The sequence below is a fragment of the Arachnia propionica genome (assembly GCF_037055325.1).
Lineage (GTDB): Bacteria > Actinomycetota > Actinomycetes > Propionibacteriales > Propionibacteriaceae > Arachnia.
Window position 1 is genome coordinate 1,501,448 of the sequence record NZ_CP146373.1, and the last position, 20,352, is coordinate 1,521,799.

A 20,352-nucleotide genomic window follows, 5' to 3' on the forward strand; every position below is an offset into this window, starting at 1 on the left:
ATAATGGCACCATGAAGTTCAAGCGCCGCAACCTCGAAGCTCTTGCTGACCTCATCGTGGGCAACACGGGCTGTGACGACGCTGAAAATGAGGACGAAGCCAAGTACTTCCCGTACCGGTCCAGCATGTACATCACCGAGTTCTTCCAGGAGCTGGAGACGGAGTACCGGCATGACGGTTCAACTCGCCACCGCTGGGTGGCAGATGTGTTGGAACAGATGCTGGCCGAACCGCACGACGGACCCAACCGCCCGCCAGAGATCTTCTGCCGCCTCATCGACCAGCTGATGAGCCCAGCTGATCGGCTCAACGAAGGGTCCGACCGTCCTCGGGCGCTCGCGCAACTCAATGAGGTACTTGGCCGCGAAGGTTTCGAGGCGTTCTATGGCGAGGACAACCACTGCTACCTCCGGCATGTCGGCACCCAAACCGTGACCATCCTTGCCGCCAATCCCCACCGCCCCTTAAGCAAGGCTGAACTAGAGCGGCGGCAGCTCCTGGCGGCGTACCTCGACCAGTGCAGTGAGGATGACCTCATCGAAGAGGTGCTACTCCCGATGTTCAGGCAACTTGGCTACCACCGCATCACCGCCGCCGGGCACAAGGACAAGGCCCTAGAGTACGGCAAGGACATTTGGATGCGCTACACCTTGCCGACACAGCACATTCTCTACTTCGGCATACAGGCGAAGAAGGGCAAGCTCGACGCTTCGGGGGTAACCAAGACGGGTAATGCCAACATGGCCGAGATCCACAACCAGGCACTCATGATGCTGGCACACGAGATCTTTGACCCCGAAACCAACCGTCGCGTCCTGGTCGATCACGCCTTCATTGTCGCGGGTGGCGAGATCACCAAAGCGGCCCGCAACTGGCTCGGCAACGCTCTCGACGCCCACAAGCGCAGCCAGATCATGTTCATGGATCGCGACGACATCTTGAACCTCTACGTCGTCGCAAACCTACCGCTGCCAGAAGGCGCGTTGCCACCAACGCCAAGCAGTCCGTGGTCAACGAGCGCCGAGACTCCGTTTTGAATCTCGACGGTGTTCGCCCGCGGAATCGGCGCGACGAAGGCAGATTGACCTATTCTGGCAGCCTCGGCGGACTAACAGAATCGAGGAAGGAGTGTAGTGAGCAATCAGTTTCAAAAGGCAGGTGAGTTCCTGCGGGATGCTGCACAAGAGTCTGCTCGACAGGTACTGAGCGATCATCATTATGACGGCTACATAAGAGGTTTCAGCAGAGCTGCCGGTATAGCCTTGCACCGAATTCAGGAGAAGCTTGATGCGTACAGAGAAAAGATGAAGGGTCCAGGCCTGTCCAAGTCTGAGCAAGCGAGTTACGCTCAATTGGATGAGCTGAGGTCTGAGATCGAGGCGGAATATGACCGCTATTGGCGAAGCAGCGGCATTGACTGGAGGCCATTGAAACCAGTCGCCAAGGGCATCGTTAAGCGAGCAAGCGAATCACAGTTTGACGACTGACGTGAAGTCTCGCCTCGACACGGAATCTAGATAATCGCGTCTTGCATTACCAGCATGTGGTTCATGATCGACAGCTCCTTGACTTTTCCAATTCCAGGAAAATGCTGACGCTGATACAGATCGCGAAACTCGTCGATTTCTAGGTTTGTCGGGAGCGACCTTTCGTCAACGAAGTCGATGAGCTTCTCAAGGGCCTCGAAGAACTTACCGGCTGGGTCATCCTGAGTCTCATTGCTGTCAGAGCAGAAATGCTTCAAGCGGACGACATCACCTGATTCATAAGTGAAGTGAATTACTACCGCATAGGCGGGACCGCCACCTGGTCGATATTCCCTTCCAAGCGTGAGAAAGTCGCTGACGTCAAGGCAGGGGGTCGGCAAAGTGGGTGGGTGAGGGCGGCTGAGCGTTGACAGGGGTGGCGTGTCGTTGAGGTGGGGCGCGGGCCCCGTAGGGACGATGAGTGGTGTCTAGTCATCCCTTTCGTCCTGGGAGCCCGCGCTGATGTCATCTTCCACCACGACCGTTCTGTCACGCCAGCCCCTGGTCGAGGTTCTTAAGAACGTGGACGACCCGCGTGATCGGCGGGGAGTACGCCACAGCCTGTTCACGGTGCTGTCACTGGCCGTGACCGGAGTGATGGCCGGGTGTCGCAGCCTGACGGCGATATGGGAGCACACCACCGATCTGACCGCCACCGACCTGGAGGCCCTGGGCCTGGAGGCGGGCCAGGCCCTGCCGTCGGAGTCCACCATCCGCAGGGTGCTCCAGGACCTGGACCCCGCAGACCTCAACACCCATTTGAGGTCCTGGTTCTGTACACGTACCGGCACCGTCGCCGGTCGAAGGGTGATCGCGGTGGACGGCAAGACCATGCGTGGGGCCCGTACCAGCAAGGACCCGGCGCCTCATCTCCTCTCAGCCCTGGATCACGCCACCGGCACGGTCCTGACCCAGGCGCGGGTGGCGGACAAGACCAACGAGATCCCGGCGCTCAGGGAGCTTCTCGAACCGTTGGACCTGGACGGGGCGGTGGTCACCGCCGACGCCATGCACACCCAGGTAGACACCGCTCACTGGATCCACGATCAGGGTGGTCACTATCTTCTCACTGTCAAGAACAACCAGCCCGGTGTACGTAGGACGCTCAAGAAGCTGCCCTGGAAGAACGTTCCGTCAATCTCAAGCGTTGACACTTCGCGTGGGCGGCGGGTGCGGCGTACCGTCAAAGCGGTCGAGGCTCCCGCCTGGGTGGACTTCCCCGGGGCGGCTCAGGTGATCCAGGTCCGGCGCACCCGAACCACCAAGAATCGCAGGAACACAGGCAAGAACAGCAGCGGTAGCGCCAAGACGACGACTGTGGAGGTGGTCTACCTGGTCTGCTCTCTACCCATGACTGATGCCCAGCCCGAGACCGTCACCGCCTGGATCCAAGGGCACTGGGGAATCGAGAACCGGCTCCACTGGGTCAGAGACATGGTCTTCGACGAGGACCACCACCAGCTGCGCACCGCTAACGGCCCCGAGATCATGGCCGCCCTGCGCAACCTGGCCATCAGCCTCATCCGACTGGCCTACGGCGTCCAAGCCGCCATCGCCTCAACCACCAGGTCCCTATCACGACAACCAAAACGCGCCATCAAGCTACTCACCCAAACAACCACCTAAACCGACTTTGCCGACCCCCTGGACGTCAAGGTAGCCTGCACTCTTGTAGCCGGCAACGCGAGTGCTTAAGCGGCTCATCGCAAATGAGGGTGTAGGTGGTTCCTGAAGCCGCTGGTCTCAAGCAGCGACCGGGCGATGTAGTTCGTCAGGTTCCGGAACCCCAAGGCCGATCCGCGGAGGTGCTCGAGGCGGCCGTTGATTGCCTCCGTGGGGCCGTTGCTGGTGCCGGGGCGGTCGAAGAACGCGAGGATGTCGGCGGCGCGCTGCTTCAGGGTGCGGCCGAGGCGGCGCAGCTCGACGAGCCGGTTTGGGACACTAGTGGTCAGCGAGTCGATGACGGACTGCATGAGGAACTTTCCGAGTTTGCGGTCGGGTTCCCGGTAGGCGGTGACCATCCGCTGGTAGATGCCCCAGCTCGCCTCGACCTCGACATGCTGCTCGTCGGCGAACAGTGCTTTCAGGCGTGTCTGCTGCTTCTCGGTGAGCAGGCCGGCGCCGGTGTGGAGGGTGCGGCGGGCCTTGTATAGCGGATCGTCCTTCCGGCCCCGCCGCCCGAATACGTCGCGCTGGATCCGGCGACGGCACTGGTCCAGCGCGTCGCCGGCAAGACGGACGACGTGGAATGGATCTATCACCGTCACCGCGTCGGGCAGCTCCTCGCTGGCGGCGGTCTTGAACCCGGTGAACCCGTCCATCGTGACGACCTCGACCCCGTCCCGCCAACCCTGGACTCGGGCGGCGAGCCAGGTCTTGAATACGCTCTTGGAGCGCCCCTCGACCATGTCCAGCAGCCGCGAGGGGCCCGTCTTCTCACGCACCGGGGTGAGGTCGATGATGACGGTGACGTACTTGTCCCCGGACCTCGTGTGGCGCCAGACGTGCTCGTCGACGCCGAGCACCCGAACCCCGTCGAACCGGCCGGGGTCATCGATGAGCACGCGGCGTCCCTCGGCGAGGACCGCATCATTGGCCGTGTGCCAGGACACCCCCAGCCCTGCGGCGACCCGGGACACAGTGAGGTGGTCGATCACGATCCCTTCCAGCGCCCACCGCATCCCGCGACGAGACAGCTTCGCCCGCTCCGCCGCCGCAGCAGTGAGGTCCTCGCGCCAGGAGCGCCCGCACCCAAAACACTTGTATCGGCGGACGCGGACCAGCAGCATGGTCGGGCGGTACCCGAACGGCTCATGCGCGAGCTGTCGCGTGTCCGTCCCGCGGGAGAGCGCCCTGCTGCCGCAGCCCCGGCACCACGGATCTGGTTCAGCGACCCGGCACTCGATCACCGCCCGATCCGGGGCCAGCCGCTGGCCGACGGCCACGAGGCCGAGCTCGTCGAGACGGCAGAACACAGTCAGGTCAGGGGTCACGAAGGTAGCATGGAGCACGTCGAGGTCTTCCAACAGATGGTCAGTGTGAGAACTTCCATCATCGGAAGGCCTCGACCCTCATCCCGGCACCGACGCGCTCAGCCAGCTACCCACTCATCTGCGAAGAGCCGCTAACCGAAGGATTCTCCATCCCAGCTCAGCGAGAAGCCTGCCACCGCAAAGCCAAGAGCCTTGGCGCGGAAGTAATCGAAGAGTTCATCGACGCCGGCGAGAGCGCCAAATCCGCCCAGCGTCCCGAGCTACAGCGAATGCTCACCTACGTCAAACACAACACCATCCAGCTGGTCATCGTCCACAAAGTCGACCGCCTCGCACGCAACCGCATGGACGACGTCCAGATCAACTTCGAGATCCAACAAGCCGGCGCCCAACTCGTCTCCTGCTCAGAAAACATCGACGAAACACCAAGCGGCATGCTGCTACACGGCATCATGAGCTCCATCGCCGAGTTCTACAGCCAAAACCTCGCCACCGAAGCCAAGAAAGGCATGACCCAGAAAGCCAAATCCGGCGGCACCCCCGGACGCGCCCCATTCGGCTACATCAACACCACACAGCGCACCACCGAAGGCCGCGAAGTCCGCACCGTCGTCACCGACCCGGATCGAGCCCACTGGGTGCCATGGATATACGAACGCTACGCCACCGGCGAATGGACCATCGGGATGCTCCGCGACGAACTCAAAACCCACGGCGTCACCACCCTCGCACGCCCCAAACAACCAGCAAAACCCCTCACCACCTCCATGGTGCACTCCATCCTCAGCAACCCCTACTACACAGGCCTAGTCATCTTCGGCGGCGCCACCTACCAAGGCAAACACCAACCCCTAATCTCCACCGAACTATGGTCAAAAGTCGAAGCCATCCGCCACGGCAGATCCCACGCCAAAGAGAAACCCGCCATCCGAACCCACTACCTCAAAGGCAGCCTATTCTGCGGACAATGCGGCTCACCCCTCAGCTACGAAATCTCCCGCAACCGCCTCGGCAACTACTACCAATACTTCTACTGCCTCGGACGCCAAGCACGAAAAAACGGCTGCACCTTCGTCGCAATCCAAGCCCACCACGCCGAACAACTCATCGAAGACCACTGGGCAACCATCACACTGCCAGACAAAACCCTCACCACAGTACGCGAACTAGTCATCTCCCACCTCGATACCATCCTCAAAGAACACAACCACCAAGCACACCAAGCAGAAACCACCCTCGCTGAAGCCACCGCCCACAGCGAACGCCTCATGCAGGCCTACTACGCCGGAGCCATCGACACAGAACTACTCCGCAAAGAACAAGAACGCATCAGAACCGACAAAACAACCGCCGAACGCCAACTCCGCCACCTACAAACCTCCCGAGACAAACTCCACACCGCCCTCGACCAATGCCTCTCCGTCCTCCACAACGGACAACAGCAATACCTCGCAGCCACCGACAACTCACGACGCGACCTCAACCAAGCCGTCTTCGACAAGATCTACCTCGACGACGACGAGATCACCAACAGCCAACACAAAGCCGTCTACCACTACCTCCTCGACAGCAACCTCCCAGCAGTCCTGGAGAACGAAGCCAAGAAGCAACAGGACACCACCACCCCTGACAAAACCAAAAACCTCCGACCAATGGCCGGAGGTTCTAACATGACACTTTTGGTGGAGCTAAGGGGATTCGAACCCCTGACCTTCTCATTGCGAACGAGACGCGCTACCAGCTGCGCCATAGCCCCAAGTACCGGATGATGGTAGCACCAGCGTCCGGCGATGTGGCAAATCATCACTGCCCCACGGCCCTGGGCCAGGAGCTCTCCTCCTCCATGTCCCAGTCAGCAGGAGCGGCCCGCCGCGGTTTGGGTCCTGCCGCCGGACGTTCGGCTGTGGGGATGATGACGGTGTTGGTGACGGGAGCCGACAGATCGATGGTGCGAACGGTTCGCGGCACGAGCGGCTTCGAGACGTAAGTGGGGGTAACCACGGGAATCGGGTCCCACAGCGGCCCGGTCTTCTCAGGCGCCGTCAGATCGACGGAGAACTCGTGGGAGGTTTCCTCCTCGACCGCCTTCATCGTCGAGGTGGCCTCGCTGTCGACGTAACCAGCCTTGACCTGCGCGGCCTTCTCGTCGAGCCTGCGATGCATCTTCTTCACCCCGACCCGAGCGGAAACCAGGAACGCTCCCAACGCGACGACAGGGATCGCGACCGCCCAGCCGGGCACGACGTTGAACACGCTGAGCACCAGGCACAACAGGGTCATCGACCCGAGCATCGTGACCATGCGTCGCCGCCGCATGGCGGCAGCTCGGGCCCTCAGCCGCAGTTCGGTGAGCTCGGCCCTGCGGGTCAGAGGCGTCGACACCTCTACGGGAGGCTCGTCGTCGTAGTCGGCGGCGGTGTGCTCACGCAGAATCCGCATGGAACCGGAGAAGCGTTCTGCCGGATCCCCGTCGATGGCGTCAAGGTCGTCCTTGTGCACCGACAACCAGGGCAGCCCGAAGGCCAGGACGGCCAGGACCAACACACTGATGACAATTCCCGCGAGCACGATCACACGTTAAACAACACCGATGTGATTCGCGCCGGTGGCGCGCCGCCGACGCGCCAAGAATCCTGAAAAAAACTCAGGATTTGTCTAGCAGCCAGCATTGTACGGCTTCCCCGGGTCGTACCAGCTCGGTGTCCTCATCCAAAACGATCAATGCATTTGCGCGACCCAGTTCCGCCATGGCAAAAGGGTCGCTGATCCGGGTGGCGGTGCGGAGCCGCCCGTCGTCGATCACCTCAGCGCGCAACAGGTGCCTTTGCCCCCAGATTGAGCGCATGGTCGTCCTGGCGATGGCGCGCACGGACTTGCGGCGCACCTCGGCACCCATGAGACGCCGCAGCAGCGGCCACACGAACACCTGGAAGGACACATAAGCCGACACAGGGTTCCCGGGCAACATCACCATCGGGACGCGTTCCTCACCGATCAACCCGAAGGTCTGGGTGCGTCCCGGCGACATCGCCACCTCGACTGCATCCACCAGGCCCAGTTCGGACATGGCCTCGGCCACCGCTTCGTACTCCTCGCGACGCCCCCCGGTGGTGGAGATGACCAGGTCGGCACGAATCAGCTGGTCGGTGATGGCCTGTTTCAGTTCCTGCTTGTCGTTGGAGTGCACGGCGACACGGAACACCGTCGCACCGGCAGCCCGGGCGGCGGCGGAAATCAGGAACGAGTTGGCATCCGTGGACTCGCCGTAGCCGACGCTCTCCCCAGGTTCCACCAAATCCGCCCCGGAGCTGACGACCACCACGCGCGGTCTTGGCCTCACCAGCACCTTGTCGATGCCCGCGGCGGCCAGCATCCCCACGCTGCGGTCGGTGAGCGCCTCCCCCTCGGAGAGGAGCCGGTCCCCCACCGCGAGATGTTCACCTGCGGCGCGCAGGTATTCGCCCTCCGCCACCTCCTGGATGATCTCGATGCGATCACCGGCGACAGTCGCGTAAGAGTAGGGCAGAACCGCTGTGGTTCCACGAGGAACCACCTCTCCGACATCGACCGGCACGGCCTGGCCAATCCCGAGATGTTCCGTGCCGGTGGCCAGCTGAAGCGATTCCACCACCTGGTCGTTCTGCCACAGATCCGTGGCACGCACGGCATAGCCCGCAACCTTGCTCGTGGAGTTCGGTGGAACGTTGATCATGGAGTCGATGTCCTCACAGATCACCTGGTTCCATGCCTCCAGCACCGACATGCCGAACGGCTTGAGGGGTTCGACGAGTTCCAGCAGGTACTCGACATGGTCCTGAACACGGCGCAGCCCGTTGAGATCCGGCTCGGGTGGCGGTGGAAGGGTCGGGACGGGAAGCTCCTCAACATTCTGAGATTCCTCTTCCACATGCTTCCTGCGACCGAAAAGCGCCATGTTTCTACGATAGGCCAATGGAATTCACACATGAGAAGGGCGCGCTGCGCGAGACCATCACCGCGCGCCGCAAGGCACTGGACGACACCAGCTGGCAGAGCTTCGACGAGGCCCGCCTCACGGCTCTCCTGAAGGCACTCCCGCCCCCCGGGGTGATCGCCATCTATGCATCACGTCGACATGAACCCGGCACCTTGACCACCATCAAAGAATTGCGAAGCCGAGGCTGGCAGGTGCTGCTCCCGAAACTGTCCAAGGAACCGGACTGGGCCTGGGCCACCGACGAGCTTCGTTCCGGCTGGGCGGGTATCCCCGAACCATCCGGTTCCGCCCTAGGAATCGATTCCCTCGCGCAGGCCGATGTGATCGTGGTGCCGTGCCTGGCGGTCTCCCGCGACGGCACCCGTCTGGGCATGGGGGGCGGCTGGTATGACCGTGCACTTCGCCACCGCCGGTCCGGAACACCCATCTGGGCCCTGGCAAACGCCGACGAGGTACTGCAGAAACTCCCCAGCGAGCCACATGACATCCCCGTCGACGCAGTGGTCACGGAGAACGGATTCACTCACCTCGGGGCGGGGAGCGTATCCTGATTCGCGTTTGTCCACCACAGCGGGAGCGTGAATGCCCACCTATCAGTACCGTTGCACGGCCTGCAGCAAAGAACTCGAGGCCGTCCAGAAGTTCTCCGACCCTGCGCTGACCACCTGCCCGGCGTGCAGTGGTGACCTGAGGAAGGTCTACAGCGCCGTCGGCGTGGTGTTCAAGGGTTCCGGGTTCTACGCGACGGATTCCCGCACGTCGAGTTCCGCATCCACACCGGCCTCGACCCCGGAAACCAAGAAGGAATCGACCCCGACGCCTGCCAAGGCCCCGGAAAGCACCACGACTGCTTCCTGAGAGGATCCACGAACGAGAACCCCAGGCTGGTCGAACCGACCCATGCGCATCGGCGAATGGGCCGGTTCGACCATCTCCTCGACGGGAACTCTCGCTCGTCCACCTGTTGAAAAGTGATCAGTGCGGGTCATGTGCTCCCACAAAGGGGATGTGGAGAGTTTCATCCGGCGCCTGGGGCGCTTCCTGAGCTGGCATCGACGCGCCATCGCAGCCCTGTTGGCAGGACTCGGTGCCTTCGCATTGGCGACGCACCTGTCCCCGAACGACCAGGATCGGGTACCGGCGGTTGTTCTGACCCGTTCCGTCGCAGCGGGGACGGAGCTGAGGAGCGATGACCTGAGGATCGCGCACCTGCCTTCCGAGATGCTTCCCGGGCAACGGTTTCCTAATCCCGGGGAGCTCATCGGCCAGACCCTGGGGTTTGGCCTGGAGGCCGGCACCGTACTGCAACCCGGAATGTTGGCGGCCTCGCCATCGCTAGCCGCGGGGCGGTCGCTGGTGCCGGTCCTGATCCGCGACAACTCACTGCGGTCGCTCATGACCCCCGGCACCCCAATCACACTGGTGCTGGCCGATTCAGGGCAGGTGGTCACCGCTGACGCCCGGATCTCGGCCGCACCAACCAGGTCCAGCGGGACGGTACTGAACCCGGGTGGTGATGCGAAGCCCCTCGTCCTGGTCGACGTTCCCTCGGAGATCGGCCCCGAGGTTTCCGCTCTGGGGCAGCAGGGAAAACTGACGGTGATCCTCGGAAACACGCCATAGGGCTCTGCACATTGCCGGGGCAGCATGCAAGGATCCCTCCGGACCAGATCTCCGTTTGTTCGAGGCCCACGATTCATCCTGATCCGTCATGAAACAACCCCATCCACAGATCTCCGGTCAGCATTTGATACACGCTGAAGAAGTCGCTTTCGACACCAACGGCGTCATCCGATTGGCCAGAATTTACCCCCAACCTGCGTTTGTTGGTCAAAAAGCTGGCTTCATCCGGCACTGTCTGCATAGAGTGATGCCGGTCTTCGACGCGAAGACCACCCGGACCTGAATCCGCAGGTTCCGGGCCACTCTCCGGCCTTCACGAAACCGGAGCACAGAAGGAAAGCAGATGAAGGGCTTCAAAGAATTCATCATGCGAGGCAATCTCGTCGAGCTTGCCGTCGCAGTCATCATCGGTACCGTGTTCTCCGCGGTGGTCAAAGAGTTCACCTCCGTACTCATGGGTTTCATCGGCAAGATCGGTGGCCAGCCGGACTTCTCTCACGTGACCATCTTCGATGTCACCATCGGTCTGTTCATCAATGCGACGATCACCTTCGTGATCACGTCAGCGGTCGTCTACTTCTGCGTGGTGAAGCCATACAACATGCTGCGCGAGCGTTACTTCCCGAAGAAGGAAGAGGAGGCGGGCCCCAGCTCCGAGGAGCTGCTCGCCGAGATCCGCGACCTGCTCCGCAGCCGCGGCTGATTCCAACGACGTGCCGCTCCACTGGGCGAGAGCTTCCGGCGAGCGATTACCCCCAGTGGGGCGGCCGATCCGCCAGCAGCCGGCGTTCGTCGGCGTTGAGCGGACGCACCGGGGCCTGTGCCCGGGACCTCGTCCCGGCCAGGCCCAATTCTTTTCTCACCTGGGCAAGCAGCGCATCGAAGCGCGCGAAGCCCAGTTCTTCACGAGCATCCAGGCTGATCGGGAAAGGCCAGGGCAGGCGCCGCCGCATCCGTTCCGCCCGCAGTGCGGTCAACCGCTCGGCGTCCCAGCCGAGCCGGGCCAGCTCTGCGACCAGACCAACTGCGTCACCGGTGACCGGCAGAACCTCACCCGTGAGTGCCCGGGCGAGCTCCACCGCCTCGTCAACCAAGATCAGGCACCCAGGACGGTACCGCCGGGGATCACCCGTGGCCTTCCCTCGTCGGCCAAGTCAACGGAACCCACGACCTTCACATCCGGTTCGAAGGTCCAGTCCCCCTTGACCCGAAGGCTCTCCGCCCCACGCAGCGACGGGGGCTGCGGAATACGGGCATCGAAGTCCTGGATGGTCTTGTAGTACCGGGAGTCCAGGTTCACCTCGGGTGTGGCGGAGCGCGCCACGAGATGGCCGTTCTCGTCGAGATCGTAGACGTCGGAGCGCAGCAACAACAGCTCGTTGGTTGTCTTGACGGGCTGGAACCGATCGCGTCCAACGCAGATGGCGGTGGCCCCCGGGAAAACCTCGATCGCAGCCCCCATCGCCGTCTCCACCTGGATGACCTTGGGTGAGCCGGGATCAGCAGGATCCACCGTCTTCTCGTTGCGGATCATCGGCAGGCCAAGAACCGCGTCACGCTCGCGAATGGTGTCGAACAGGCGTTGCAGATCGAACCACAGGTTGTTGGTGTGGAAGAACGGATGCCGGTGCTCGTCAGTGAAATAATCCATTTCCTCGGGTGCGGTCTGGGCGGTGTCACGAAGGATGAGCTGCCCGTCACGTTTGCGGATGGCCAGGTGTCCGCCCTTGCGGTCGTTGACGGTGCGGCGGCACAGCTCGGCTGCGTAGGGGGCACCCGAAGCAGCGAACCAACCTGCCAGACGAGCGTTCGGCGCTGCCCCGAGGTTGTCTCCATTCGAGATACAGGCATAGCGGAAGCCCTTCTCGATCAACCGCTGCAACAGGTTATGGCTCCACAAGGCGGTGTAGAGATCGCCATGGCCCGGCGGGCACCACTCCAGGGACGGATCCTCGGGCCACTCCACCGGGGTCAGGTCATCGGCCCGCAGCTTCGGTTCCTGACTTTGCAGGAAGCTGAGCGGTAGGTCATCGACGGGAAGGTCGGGGTAGCGCTCCAGATGGGCGAGGGTGTCGGTCTCGGTGCGGAAGGAGTTCATGAACAACAGCGGCAGCGGAGCGTCCCAATCCCGTCGAGCCGCCCGTACCTGTTGCACGATGAGATCCAGGAAATTCAGACCATCACGCACCTCGAGCAAGTTTTTGGCCCGGTCGAGCCCCATTGAGGTGCCAAGCCCACCGTTGAGCTTGATCATGACGGTTGCGCCTATCGCTTCGCGGGCCTCGTTATCGCTGACCTCGACGTCATCGAGCATCGGCGGATCGAGCAGAGGGTCGATGCTTTCCTCCCGGATCAATCCGGTTTCCCCGGATTCCAGGAGCTGGTAGTAGTGGGAGAACACCTCGATCGCAGAGGGAACCACCCGGGCTTCCGTCATCTTCCTACGAGCAGCCTCCAGGCCCTGTTGCGACATTGCGATCTCCCTTCTCAGATTAATCGCCATCCTAGTGAACGGGAAAATGCCCCGGCGAGATGCGCGCCGATTCTTTCGAGACTTCCGGCCCGCTTCACACGGCCTCGACCACACCCCCTCTTCCTGCGAATCCCCATACACGGAGCTTGTCTTGCTGCACGTACAGATACGATAGGGATTCGCAGAGACTGGGAGGTGATGGTGAATTCAATCCTGCTGGTCTCCCCCACCGGTCCGGCGCCCGACTTCCTATCGCTGCTGAATCACAACCTCAGCACCGCCGCGAGCGCGGAGGAGGCCCTGCGCAGCATGGACGTCGCCGATGTTGTCGTCATCGATGCACGCGGCGACCTCGCCTGGGCGCGCACCGCCACCACCATTGTCCGGCAAACCCATCCCGACATGCCCGTATTGCTCCTGGCCACGACAGCAGCCCTGGGACTCCTGAGCCACGACTGGGGCTTCTCCGACTTCGTGCTCGACGGCTGCGAGGCGGCGGAGGTCGATGTCCGGTTGCGGTTGCTACTGCACGCAGGTGAGCAACCACACGTGCTGGTGGCGGGGCCTATCCGCATAGACGAGGACGCCTACCATGCCACCATCTCAGGCGATCCCCTCGATCTCACCTACACCGAGTTCGAGCTGCTCCGCTACCTGGTGCAGCACCAGGGAAAGGTGCTGACCCGTGAGGTACTGCTCAGCAAGGTGTGGGGGTACGACTACTTCGGCGGCACCCGTACCGTCGACGTCCATATCCGCAGGCTGCGCGCAAAGCTCGGCCAGTTCGACCACTTCATCGGAACCGTGCGCAACGTCGGTTACCGGTTCGCGGCACGTTGGGAGGATCACGATGCCTGAACTAGACCCCCGTGTATTGGCTGCTGCCTGCGAGGCCCGTGATGGTTTCAGCCCCCTCAACGACTCCGCTCGCCTGGTCCTAGATCACGCCCGGCAAGGTGAGGTGCTGACGCACCAGGATGGTTTCGCGGTCCTCGACGACCACGACAACACCATCCTGGTCGCCGTCTCGCCCGGGGCCAGGGGCAAGGGACTCGGCACGTCCTTGGTGGCCGAAGCCATCAAGGCACGTCCCGGACACTCGGTCTGGGCATTCCACACCTTGCCAGCGGCCCGCGCCATCGCGGCGAAACTAGGGCTCCAGCCGATACGCGAGCTGTTACGAATGGGGCGCCCTCTCGCAGGAATTGCCGCGGTCCCCGCGCCTCCCGGCTACCGCATCCTCCCCTTCGAAGCGGCGGACACCGACGGGGTGGTGGCGGTCAACCGGGCGGCCTTCACCCGCCACCCGGAACAGGGAAGGCTCACTGTCGACGACTTCCAGGCGCTGGCCCGGCAACCGTGGTTCGATGCGGGCGGGCTGCTGGTGGCCCACCACGACGACGAGGTAACAGGTTTCCACTGGACGAAACGTCACGACGCAGCCCTGGGAGAGGTCTACGTCCTGGCCGTCCACCCCAACCACGGGGGTGTGGGGCTGGGCCATGCCCTGTTGACGGCGGGATTGGCCCACCTGCACTCCGTCGGCTGTGAGAACGTCGAACTGTACGTCGAAGCTTCCGAAGAAAAAGTGATCTCGCTGTACACCACAGCTGGTTTCCGCACGCTGACCACCGACACCGCCTATCGCCAGAGAGGTGCGCCGTGAGCGGACACAGGAATGAGAAGCTCCCGAAACACCGTTACCTGGACCGGGAGCTGGCCTGGCTGGACTTCAACAACCGGGTTCTGGACCTTGCCCGCGATGCACAGCGCATCCCGCTTCTGGAGCGCGTAAAATTCCTGGCAATCTTCTCCAGTAACCTCGACGAGTTCTTCATGGTGCGGGTCGCGGGGCTGAAACGCCGCATCCAGGCCGGGGTGGCGGTGACCACCATCACCGGTGCCCGGCCAGGTCAGTTGCACGCATCGATCCTGCAACGCACCGCCGAGCTCGCCGCCGAACAGTCCCGCTTGTTCCAGCAGGAGATCCGACCCCAGCTGCACGCCGAAGGCATCGAGATCCTCACGTGGGACGAACTGACCGCTGCGGAAAAAGATCGGATGCGCACCTTGTTCGGGGAACGCATCTTCCCGGTGCTGACCCCCCTCGCGGTGGACCCATCACACCCATTCCCCTACATCTCCGGGCTGTCGGTGAACCTGGCGGTGCTGCTGCGCAATCCCGCAACGGGCGCCAGTCAGTTCGCCCGCGTGAAGGTGCCCACCAACCTGTCACGATTCGTGAAACTCGCGGAGGGGCGCTTCCTGCCCCTGGAGGAGATCATCTCCCGGCACCTCGGGCAGCTGTTCGCGGGCATGGAGGTGCTGGACCACGCCACCTTCCGCGTCACCCGCAACGAGGACATCGAGGTGGAGGAGGACGACGCCGAGAATCTTCTCTACGCGTTGGAGAAGGAGCTGCTACGACGCAAGGTGGGCCGTCCCCCCGTGCGCCTGGAGGTGGAAGAGGACATCGATGAGACGATGCTGGCCACCATCATCAGCGAACTGGACGTTGCCCCCGGCGAGGTCTTCCACCTGCCCACTCCTCTCGACCTAACGGGTCTGTTCGCCCTGGAGGACTCACGTCGCGAGGATCTCAAATACCCGGGTTTCCTTCCGATCACCCACCCGGACCTGGCGGAGGTGGAGTCGGCCTCGCCCGCCGACATGTTCAAGGCGTTGAAGCGCCGCGACGTGCTGGTGCAGCATCCCTACGACTCGTTCGCCACCAGCGTGCAGCGGTTCATCGAGCAGGCCGCCGCCGATCCCGCGGTGCTGGCCATCAAACAGACCTTGTACCGCACCTCCGGCGACTCCCCCATCGTTGACGCCCTCATTGAGGCCGCCCAGGCGGGAAAACAGGTGCTCGCCGTGGTGGAGATCAAGGCTCGTTTCGACGAGCAGAACAACATCTCCTGGGCCAGGCAGCTGGAGCAGGCGGGGGTGCACGTCGTCTACGGCATGGTCGGGTTGAAAACCCACTGCAAGCTGTCCCTGGTGGTGCGTGAGGAATCCGGAGGGCTGCGCCGCTACGCCCACGTGGGCACCGGCAATTACCATCCCAAGACCGCCCGCAGCTACGAGGACATGGGATTGTTGACCGCCAATCCTGTCATCACCGACGACGTGGCGCGCCTGTTCAACCACCTGTCCGGAATCACCCACCAGACCGAGTACCGCCGACTGCTCGTCGCCCCACACGGCATCCGCAGCGGCCTGCTGGAACGCATCGAAACCGAAATCGCCAACCACGCCGCGGGTCTGCCGTCGGGAATCCGCATCAAGGTGAACTCCATCGTCGACGAGGCCGTCATCGACGCCCTCTACCGCGCTTCCCGGGCGGGGGTGAAAGTGGACGTGTGGGTGCGGGGTATCTGCACCATCCGGCCCGGTGTGGAGGGGCTGAGCGAGAGCATCCGGGTGCGTTCCATCCTGGGACGGTTTCTGGAACACTCCCGCATCTACTGGTTCGAGGCGGGCGGGCAGCCGAACGTCGGGATTGGTTCCGCGGATCTGATGCACCGCAACCTGGACCGGCGCGTCGAGGCCGTCGTCGGGTTGTCGAATCCGGTGCACATCGCCCGCATCAGGGACCTCTTCGATCGCGCCTTCGACGACCGAACCGCACACTGGGAGCTGCAGGACCGCACCTGGTCGGTCCACACCACCGGCCCTGACGGCCAGCCACTGACAGACCTGCAGGAGGAGCTGATCCGGCTCACCCGCGAGAGGCGACGTCGATGAGCAAGAAACCGAAGATCGTCTCTGCGGGGGGTGTGGTGCTGCGCGAGCACACCAACGGTCTCCAGGTGCTGCTGATCCACCGGGAACGCTACGACGACTGGTCACTGCCGAAGGGCAAGGGAGAGGCCGACGAGCTGCTACCAGAAACCGCCATCCGCGAGATCCAGGAGGAAACAGGCGTCACGGCACGGTTGGGGCTGCGGTTGCCGAGCCTGCGTTACAAGGTCGGCAAACGTCCCAAGGCGGTTCACTACTGGCGTTCCTCGGTGCTCTCACAGCGTCCCCGCCGACCCGACCAGGAGGTGTCGGCGGTGAAGTGGTTTCCCATCGATGCGGCTCTGAAGAAAGCCACCTACCCAGATGAACGCGCCGTGATCGAGGCGGCCGTCGCGGCCCCTCCGACGAATGCGCTGTTGATCGTCCGACACGCCAAGGCGATGCAACGCAAGCACTGGTCCGGCGACGACCGGAAACGCCGCCTCTCGGGCCGGGGGCGGGATCAGGCAAACCGCCTCGTCGACGTACTGGCGGCCTTCGGGATCGAACGTCTCGTCAGCTCCGCATCGGCACGCTGCAAGGAAACGCTCAAGCCCTACGCAAAAACCCAGAAGATCAGCATCGAGACCTACGACCAGCTCACCGAGGAATCCGCTGCGAAGAATCCAAAAGCAGTGCACAAACTCATGGCAGAGCTGCTGAAGAATCTTGATCGCCCGACGGCGGTGTGCGGCCACCGCCCGGTGCTTCCGGAGATGTACGCGGGCCTTGCCGTCAAGGAGAAACCGATGGTGGTCTCGGAGGTACGTGCTCTGCACTTCGGGCCCGACGGTCTGGTCACCATGGAAACCTTCAAGCCGACGGCGTAAAGCACGTCCCCGAATTGGCCATTCGGATGACAGAACCACACGGCCAAGGACCATAGAGTTGTTGATTAGGCAACGAGGGAAACGAGAACTGCGATGAACAGCTTCTTCCCGATTCAACCCCACATCTCGCGCCGTTCGCTCGGCGCGGTAGGTCTGTCGGTGGCGGCGTCGTTGGGTCTTTCCAGCGCATTCGCCCACGCCGACACCGCGAACCCGACCACCACCGGGGAATCCTCCCGTCTGGTTCTGCCCCCCGAAGGAGGGTTTCGCCTGGATTCGGCGGAGTTCTCCCGACTCTACGGCCCCGGTGTGTTCACCATGTCAACCCTGTACAACGTTCCCGTCGGGATCGAGGGCGGGATGGACAAAATCGCCTCCCTCCGGTTCCGGGCCGTTGTCGCAGGACCGCTGCAGAAGATCCGTCTGTACTGGCCAACCGGCTCCGGATACTCGGCGGGCACGGGCGGGAGGATCCGCATCACGGTGCTTCCCGATGACGGTTCCGACACGCACCTGCCCGTCCTGGATGGCTCCCCGCTGGCCCAAACCCACTTCACCCCGGGCCTGAATCCACGCTCGCCACGGTCCCTCCTGGACGACATCACCTTCGAACAGAACCCACATCCCCTGGTACCGGGCGAGCTATACCACGTGGTGCTGGAGAACGTCGATCCACAACCGTCGACGAACTTCATCAGCGTCAACAACGTGCTCGTCCCGCGCCCCATCGGTCGCCCCGCTAGGTGGTTGAACGACACCGACTGGGGGACGCTGCTCGGGCGCAGGGCACCGGGTTCCGGGGCGGACCGCACCTGGCTCGACCTCACCGCGACCGGGTCGGGGGACAAACTGATCGCCCCGATCATGCAGCTCACCACCACCGACGGCGCATCGCAGGGGTCCTCCGACATGGAAAGCGGCAGCGTCGACCCCGGACGTACCTATGAGGCCGATGCCGCCAAGCCGATCCGGGAGCGTTTCACCCCCTCCGCCGACAAACGCGTCACGGGTGTGTCCGTGGCGGTCGTCGCCACCGTCGCGGGCAGCCTGCGGTGGCGTCTCCTGGAGGGGTCTCAGGAACTGGCTTCCGGGATGATCCAGGACGAGGCGAGGTTCTCACCACATCTGATGGGCCACCGAACCGTCAACGGAAAGCAGGAGGCCATCAACGTGACCAACTTCATCTGGTACGACGCTCCCACCTCTCAGGACGTCACGCTGCATGCCGGGAACACCTACGACCTGGAGCTGCGCCCGGAGGGCAGCAGTCGCTGGAAGTTCGCGGCTCACCGCAACGGTTCCGGCTGGGGCTTCACCTGGCCCGCGGCCTTCACCGAGTCACGGGCCCAGCACCTGCACGACGGCCAGTGGCTGGACACCAATTTCTGGAACTACTCAGCCTCGGGCGGAGACAACAACTGGCCGGTGGTGCTACACCTCGCACCGTGAGACGTCGATGGCGGGTCCGTGCTCACGACCGCGGGCCCGCCCCGCAGCCCGTGCGGGCGAGCACACCGGCAGGACCAGCCTGCGATGCGCCGGTTAACGATCCTTTTCCTCGGGTGGGCGGCAGCGCCACCCGGTACCGCCCTCCTGCCAGGGGTGCGGGCCGGTCAGGGGACGGTGCCCCAGACCCGCCGCGTCGAAACGCTTGAGGTGTCCCGAAAGCCGGGAGGTGAAGTCGGCGAAATCCCGTCCCTCCGGCTGCGACCACGCCACCTCCGCCAGCGCACAGCCGCGCGGCCAGGCCGCGTACTGCACGGCCCGGTAGGTGGGCAGGAACTCCGACCAGAGCTGGAACTGCGTTCCCAGCACACGCTCCGCCGCCCCGGGCGGCATGCCCTCGACCGGGTCGAACCCGTACACCTGTTCCAGGGTGGTGGTGGCAGGCTGCGCGTAGGGTTCACCCGGCAGATCGGACTGGTAGTAGTCGAAGTAGGTGTGAGTGTTGGGGCTCATGATCACGTCCATGCCCTGCTCGGCGGCCTTGACGCCGTGCTCCGCGCCCCGCCACGCCTGGCACACCATGCCTGCGACGGGCCCGTCGCCGATCACCTCGTCCCATCCGATGGGGGTGACCCCGCGCTGCAAAAGCCAGTCGCGCATGTGCAGCGTGAACCAGCGCTGGAGCGAGGTGACGTCGTCGACGCCGAACCCCACAGCCCGTCGCTTCACTTCCTCGGAGGCCTCCCACTGCGCAGTCGGAACCTCGTCACCGCCGATGTGGGCATAGCGTGCACCGGTGGCTTCCAGTACCTCGGACCAGATCCCGTGCGCGAAATCGAGGGCCTCGGGTGAGAAGTTGAGGACGTTGTCGAAGACATCCGGGTGGCACGCCACCCCAGTGACCGCCGCAGGGTCGGTGGCAATCCCGGGATAGGCAGAGAACAGGGCTGTGGCGTGCCCGGGTAGGTCGATCTCGGGGACGATCCCGATGCCGCGTTGCCGGGCGTACTCGGCGACAGCGGCAATCTGGGAAATGGTGTAGCAGCCGCCGTGCGGGGTGCCGTCACCACCCCACGTCAGGTTCACGGTGTGGGGACGCCAGCTGGCTTTCTCCGCAAGCAGCGGGTAGTGCTCCGAAGCGACCCGCCAGCCCTGGTCGTCGGTGAGGTGCCAGTGGAGGATGTTGAGTTTGTGGCGGGCCATCCAGTCGATGAAGTCGAGGATTTCCGCCACCTGCAGGAAGTGCCGGGCCGAGTCGATCATCGCGCCACGCCACGCGAACCGGGGCGCATCCTCGATCCGCGCGGTCGCCACCTTCACCGTACCTCCCAGCGGTGCGGTGTAGACGTCGTCGCCTCCGAGTTGCAGCAGGGTCTGGGCCGCCCACAGGGCGCCCCGGCGGTCGGCCGCGGCAATGGTCACGCCGTCAGGACGCACCTCGAGTCGGTAACCCTCGGTGGGCAGACCGGTGTCGATCCCGACGAGAATGTCCGGCTTCTCGGCGACAGGCAGCGGCAGACTCGTGGTCGTGGACAACACCAGCCGCGCTGCCCGTGCGGCCCCGGTCTCCTCCGGTCCTGCCCCGGCGCGGCAACCGATCGTGCTGCGCTCGGTCAGCGTGTGCTCCGCTCCTTCCCATTCGACAGCGGCAGGAAACGGTATCAGGGACGGCATGGGTGCTCTCCTTCGAGTCGGCACCGGG

20 protein-coding genes, 1 tRNA gene and 1 pseudogene are annotated in these 20,352 nt (G+C 63.6%); 13 read left to right on the forward strand and 9 right to left on the reverse strand.

The genetic code is table 11. The features are described 5' to 3' along the window. Positions 1-11: 11 nt before the first annotated feature. Positions 12-1,037 (forward strand): hypothetical protein, encoded by a 1,026-nt coding sequence (locus V7R84_RS06965; protein ID WP_338573452.1) that lies wholly within the window; start codon positions 12-14, stop codon positions 1,035-1,037. Between the two features lie 96 nt (positions 1,038-1,133). Further along, a complete protein-coding gene (locus tag V7R84_RS06970; protein WP_338573455.1) occupies positions 1,134-1,487 on the forward strand; it encodes a hypothetical protein in 354 nt (117 codons plus the stop codon). 26 nt (positions 1,488-1,513) lie between these two features. Here the strand turns inward: V7R84_RS06970 and V7R84_RS06975 are convergent, their stop codons facing one another. After that, positions 1,514-1,867, reverse strand: coding sequence for a sce7725 family protein (locus V7R84_RS06975; protein WP_338573457.1), 354 nt, complete (start codon positions 1,865-1,867; stop codon positions 1,514-1,516). 121 nt (positions 1,868-1,988) lie between these two features. On the opposite strand from V7R84_RS06975, the gene V7R84_RS06980 reads away from it, so the two are divergent. Beyond that, positions 1,989-3,152: an ISAs1 family transposase gene (locus tag V7R84_RS06980; RefSeq protein WP_338571637.1), complete on the forward strand. Its 1,164-nt coding sequence runs from the start codon at positions 1,989-1,991 to the stop codon at positions 3,150-3,152. Between the two features lie 74 nt (positions 3,153-3,226). Here V7R84_RS06980 and V7R84_RS06985 read toward each other — a convergent pair whose 3' ends face one another. Next, positions 3,227-4,537: an ISL3 family transposase gene (locus V7R84_RS06985; protein WP_338570219.1), complete on the reverse strand. Its 1,311-nt coding sequence runs from the start codon at positions 4,535-4,537 to the stop codon at positions 3,227-3,229. A gap of 131 nt (positions 4,538-4,668) precedes the next feature. Between V7R84_RS06985 and V7R84_RS15460 the strand changes: the two are divergent. Next, positions 4,669-5,628, forward strand: a pseudogene (locus V7R84_RS15460) (recombinase family protein); the annotation flags it as partial. 357 nt (positions 5,629-5,985) lie between these two features. Here V7R84_RS15460 and V7R84_RS06995 read toward each other — a convergent pair. The 4 genes from V7R84_RS06995 to glp all read right to left on the reverse strand — a co-directional run bounded on the left by V7R84_RS06995 (position 5,986) and on the right by glp (position 8,453). After that, positions 5,986-6,129 carry a hypothetical protein gene (locus tag V7R84_RS06995; RefSeq protein WP_338571981.1) on the reverse strand — a complete coding sequence of 48 codons (144 nt, stop codon included), beginning with the start codon at positions 6,127-6,129 and terminating at the stop codon, positions 5,986-5,988. Between the two features lie 70 nt (positions 6,130-6,199). After that, positions 6,200-6,275: transfer RNA gene (locus V7R84_RS07000), tRNA-Ala, on the reverse strand. Positions 6,276-6,322: 47 nt separating this feature from the next. Then, the gene (locus V7R84_RS07005; RefSeq protein WP_338573460.1) at positions 6,323-7,087 is read right to left on the reverse strand and encodes a hypothetical protein; all 765 of its coding nucleotides are present in this window, start codon (positions 7,085-7,087) and stop codon (positions 6,323-6,325) included. 76 nt (positions 7,088-7,163) lie between these two features. Then, entirely contained in the window at positions 7,164-8,453 is a 1,290-nt protein-coding gene (gene glp, locus V7R84_RS07010) for a gephyrin-like molybdotransferase Glp (RefSeq protein ID WP_338573462.1), read from the reverse strand. 17 nt (positions 8,454-8,470) lie between these two features. Here glp and V7R84_RS07015 point away from each other — a divergent pair, with 17 nt between their 5' ends. The 4 genes from V7R84_RS07015 (at position 8,471) to mscL (ending at position 10,821) form a co-directional block, all read left to right on the forward strand. Next, complete coding sequence (locus tag V7R84_RS07015; RefSeq protein ID WP_338573463.1) at positions 8,471-9,046, forward strand: 5-formyltetrahydrofolate cyclo-ligase; 576 nt, start codon at positions 8,471-8,473, stop codon at positions 9,044-9,046. Between the two features lie 31 nt (positions 9,047-9,077). After that, a complete protein-coding gene (locus V7R84_RS07020; RefSeq protein ID WP_338573466.1) occupies positions 9,078-9,353 on the forward strand; it encodes an FmdB family zinc ribbon protein in 276 nt (91 codons plus the stop codon). 150 nt (positions 9,354-9,503) lie between these two features. Beyond that, positions 9,504-10,118 carry an SAF domain-containing protein gene (locus tag V7R84_RS07025; RefSeq protein WP_338573469.1) on the forward strand — a complete coding sequence of 205 codons (615 nt, stop codon included), beginning with the start codon at positions 9,504-9,506 and terminating at the stop codon, positions 10,116-10,118. 343 nt (positions 10,119-10,461) lie between these two features. Continuing rightward, a complete protein-coding gene (mscL, locus tag V7R84_RS07030; RefSeq protein ID WP_338573472.1) occupies positions 10,462-10,821 on the forward strand; it encodes a large conductance mechanosensitive channel protein MscL in 360 nt (119 codons plus the stop codon). A gap of 46 nt (positions 10,822-10,867) precedes the next feature. Here mscL and V7R84_RS07035 read toward each other — a convergent pair whose 3' ends face one another. Together V7R84_RS07035 and V7R84_RS07040 are read right to left on the reverse strand one after the other, a co-directional pair. Continuing rightward, positions 10,868-11,212, reverse strand: coding sequence for a hypothetical protein (locus V7R84_RS07035; RefSeq protein WP_338573474.1), 345 nt, complete (start codon positions 11,210-11,212; stop codon positions 10,868-10,870). A gap of 2 nt (positions 11,213-11,214) precedes the next feature. Then, entirely contained in the window at positions 11,215-12,591 is a 1,377-nt protein-coding gene (locus V7R84_RS07040) for a UTP--glucose-1-phosphate uridylyltransferase (RefSeq protein WP_338573476.1), read from the reverse strand. 198 nt (positions 12,592-12,789) lie between these two features. Between V7R84_RS07040 and V7R84_RS07045 the strand changes: the two genes are divergently transcribed. The 5 genes from V7R84_RS07045 (at position 12,790) to V7R84_RS07065 (ending at position 18,653) form a co-directional block, all read left to right on the forward strand. Next, a complete protein-coding gene (locus V7R84_RS07045) occupies positions 12,790-13,449 on the forward strand; it encodes a response regulator transcription factor (protein ID WP_338573478.1) in 660 nt (219 codons plus the stop codon). Then, entirely contained in the window at positions 13,442-14,257 is an 816-nt protein-coding gene (gene mshD / locus V7R84_RS07050) for a mycothiol synthase (RefSeq protein WP_338573480.1), read from the forward strand. The genes V7R84_RS07045 and mshD overlap by 8 nt, the downstream gene beginning before the upstream one ends. After that, positions 14,254-16,338 carry an RNA degradosome polyphosphate kinase gene (locus V7R84_RS07055; RefSeq protein WP_338573483.1) on the forward strand — a complete coding sequence of 695 codons (2,085 nt, stop codon included), beginning with the start codon at positions 14,254-14,256 and terminating at the stop codon, positions 16,336-16,338. Before mshD ends, V7R84_RS07055 begins: the two co-directional genes overlap by 4 nt. After that, positions 16,335-17,204, forward strand: a complete 870-nt coding sequence (locus V7R84_RS07060) for an NUDIX hydrolase (protein WP_338573486.1) — start codon at positions 16,335-16,337, stop codon at positions 17,202-17,204. The genes V7R84_RS07055 and V7R84_RS07060 overlap by 4 nt, the downstream gene beginning before the upstream one ends. Before the next feature lie 93 nt (positions 17,205-17,297). Continuing rightward, positions 17,298-18,653: a hypothetical protein gene (locus V7R84_RS07065; RefSeq protein WP_338573489.1), complete on the forward strand. Its 1,356-nt coding sequence runs from the start codon at positions 17,298-17,300 to the stop codon at positions 18,651-18,653. A 93-nt stretch (positions 18,654-18,746) separates the two neighbouring features. Here V7R84_RS07065 and V7R84_RS07070 read toward each other — a convergent pair whose 3' ends face one another. Next, positions 18,747-20,324, reverse strand: coding sequence for a beta-N-acetylhexosaminidase (locus tag V7R84_RS07070; protein ID WP_338573491.1), 1,578 nt, complete (start codon positions 20,322-20,324; stop codon positions 18,747-18,749). Positions 20,325-20,352: the final 28 nt, after the last annotated feature.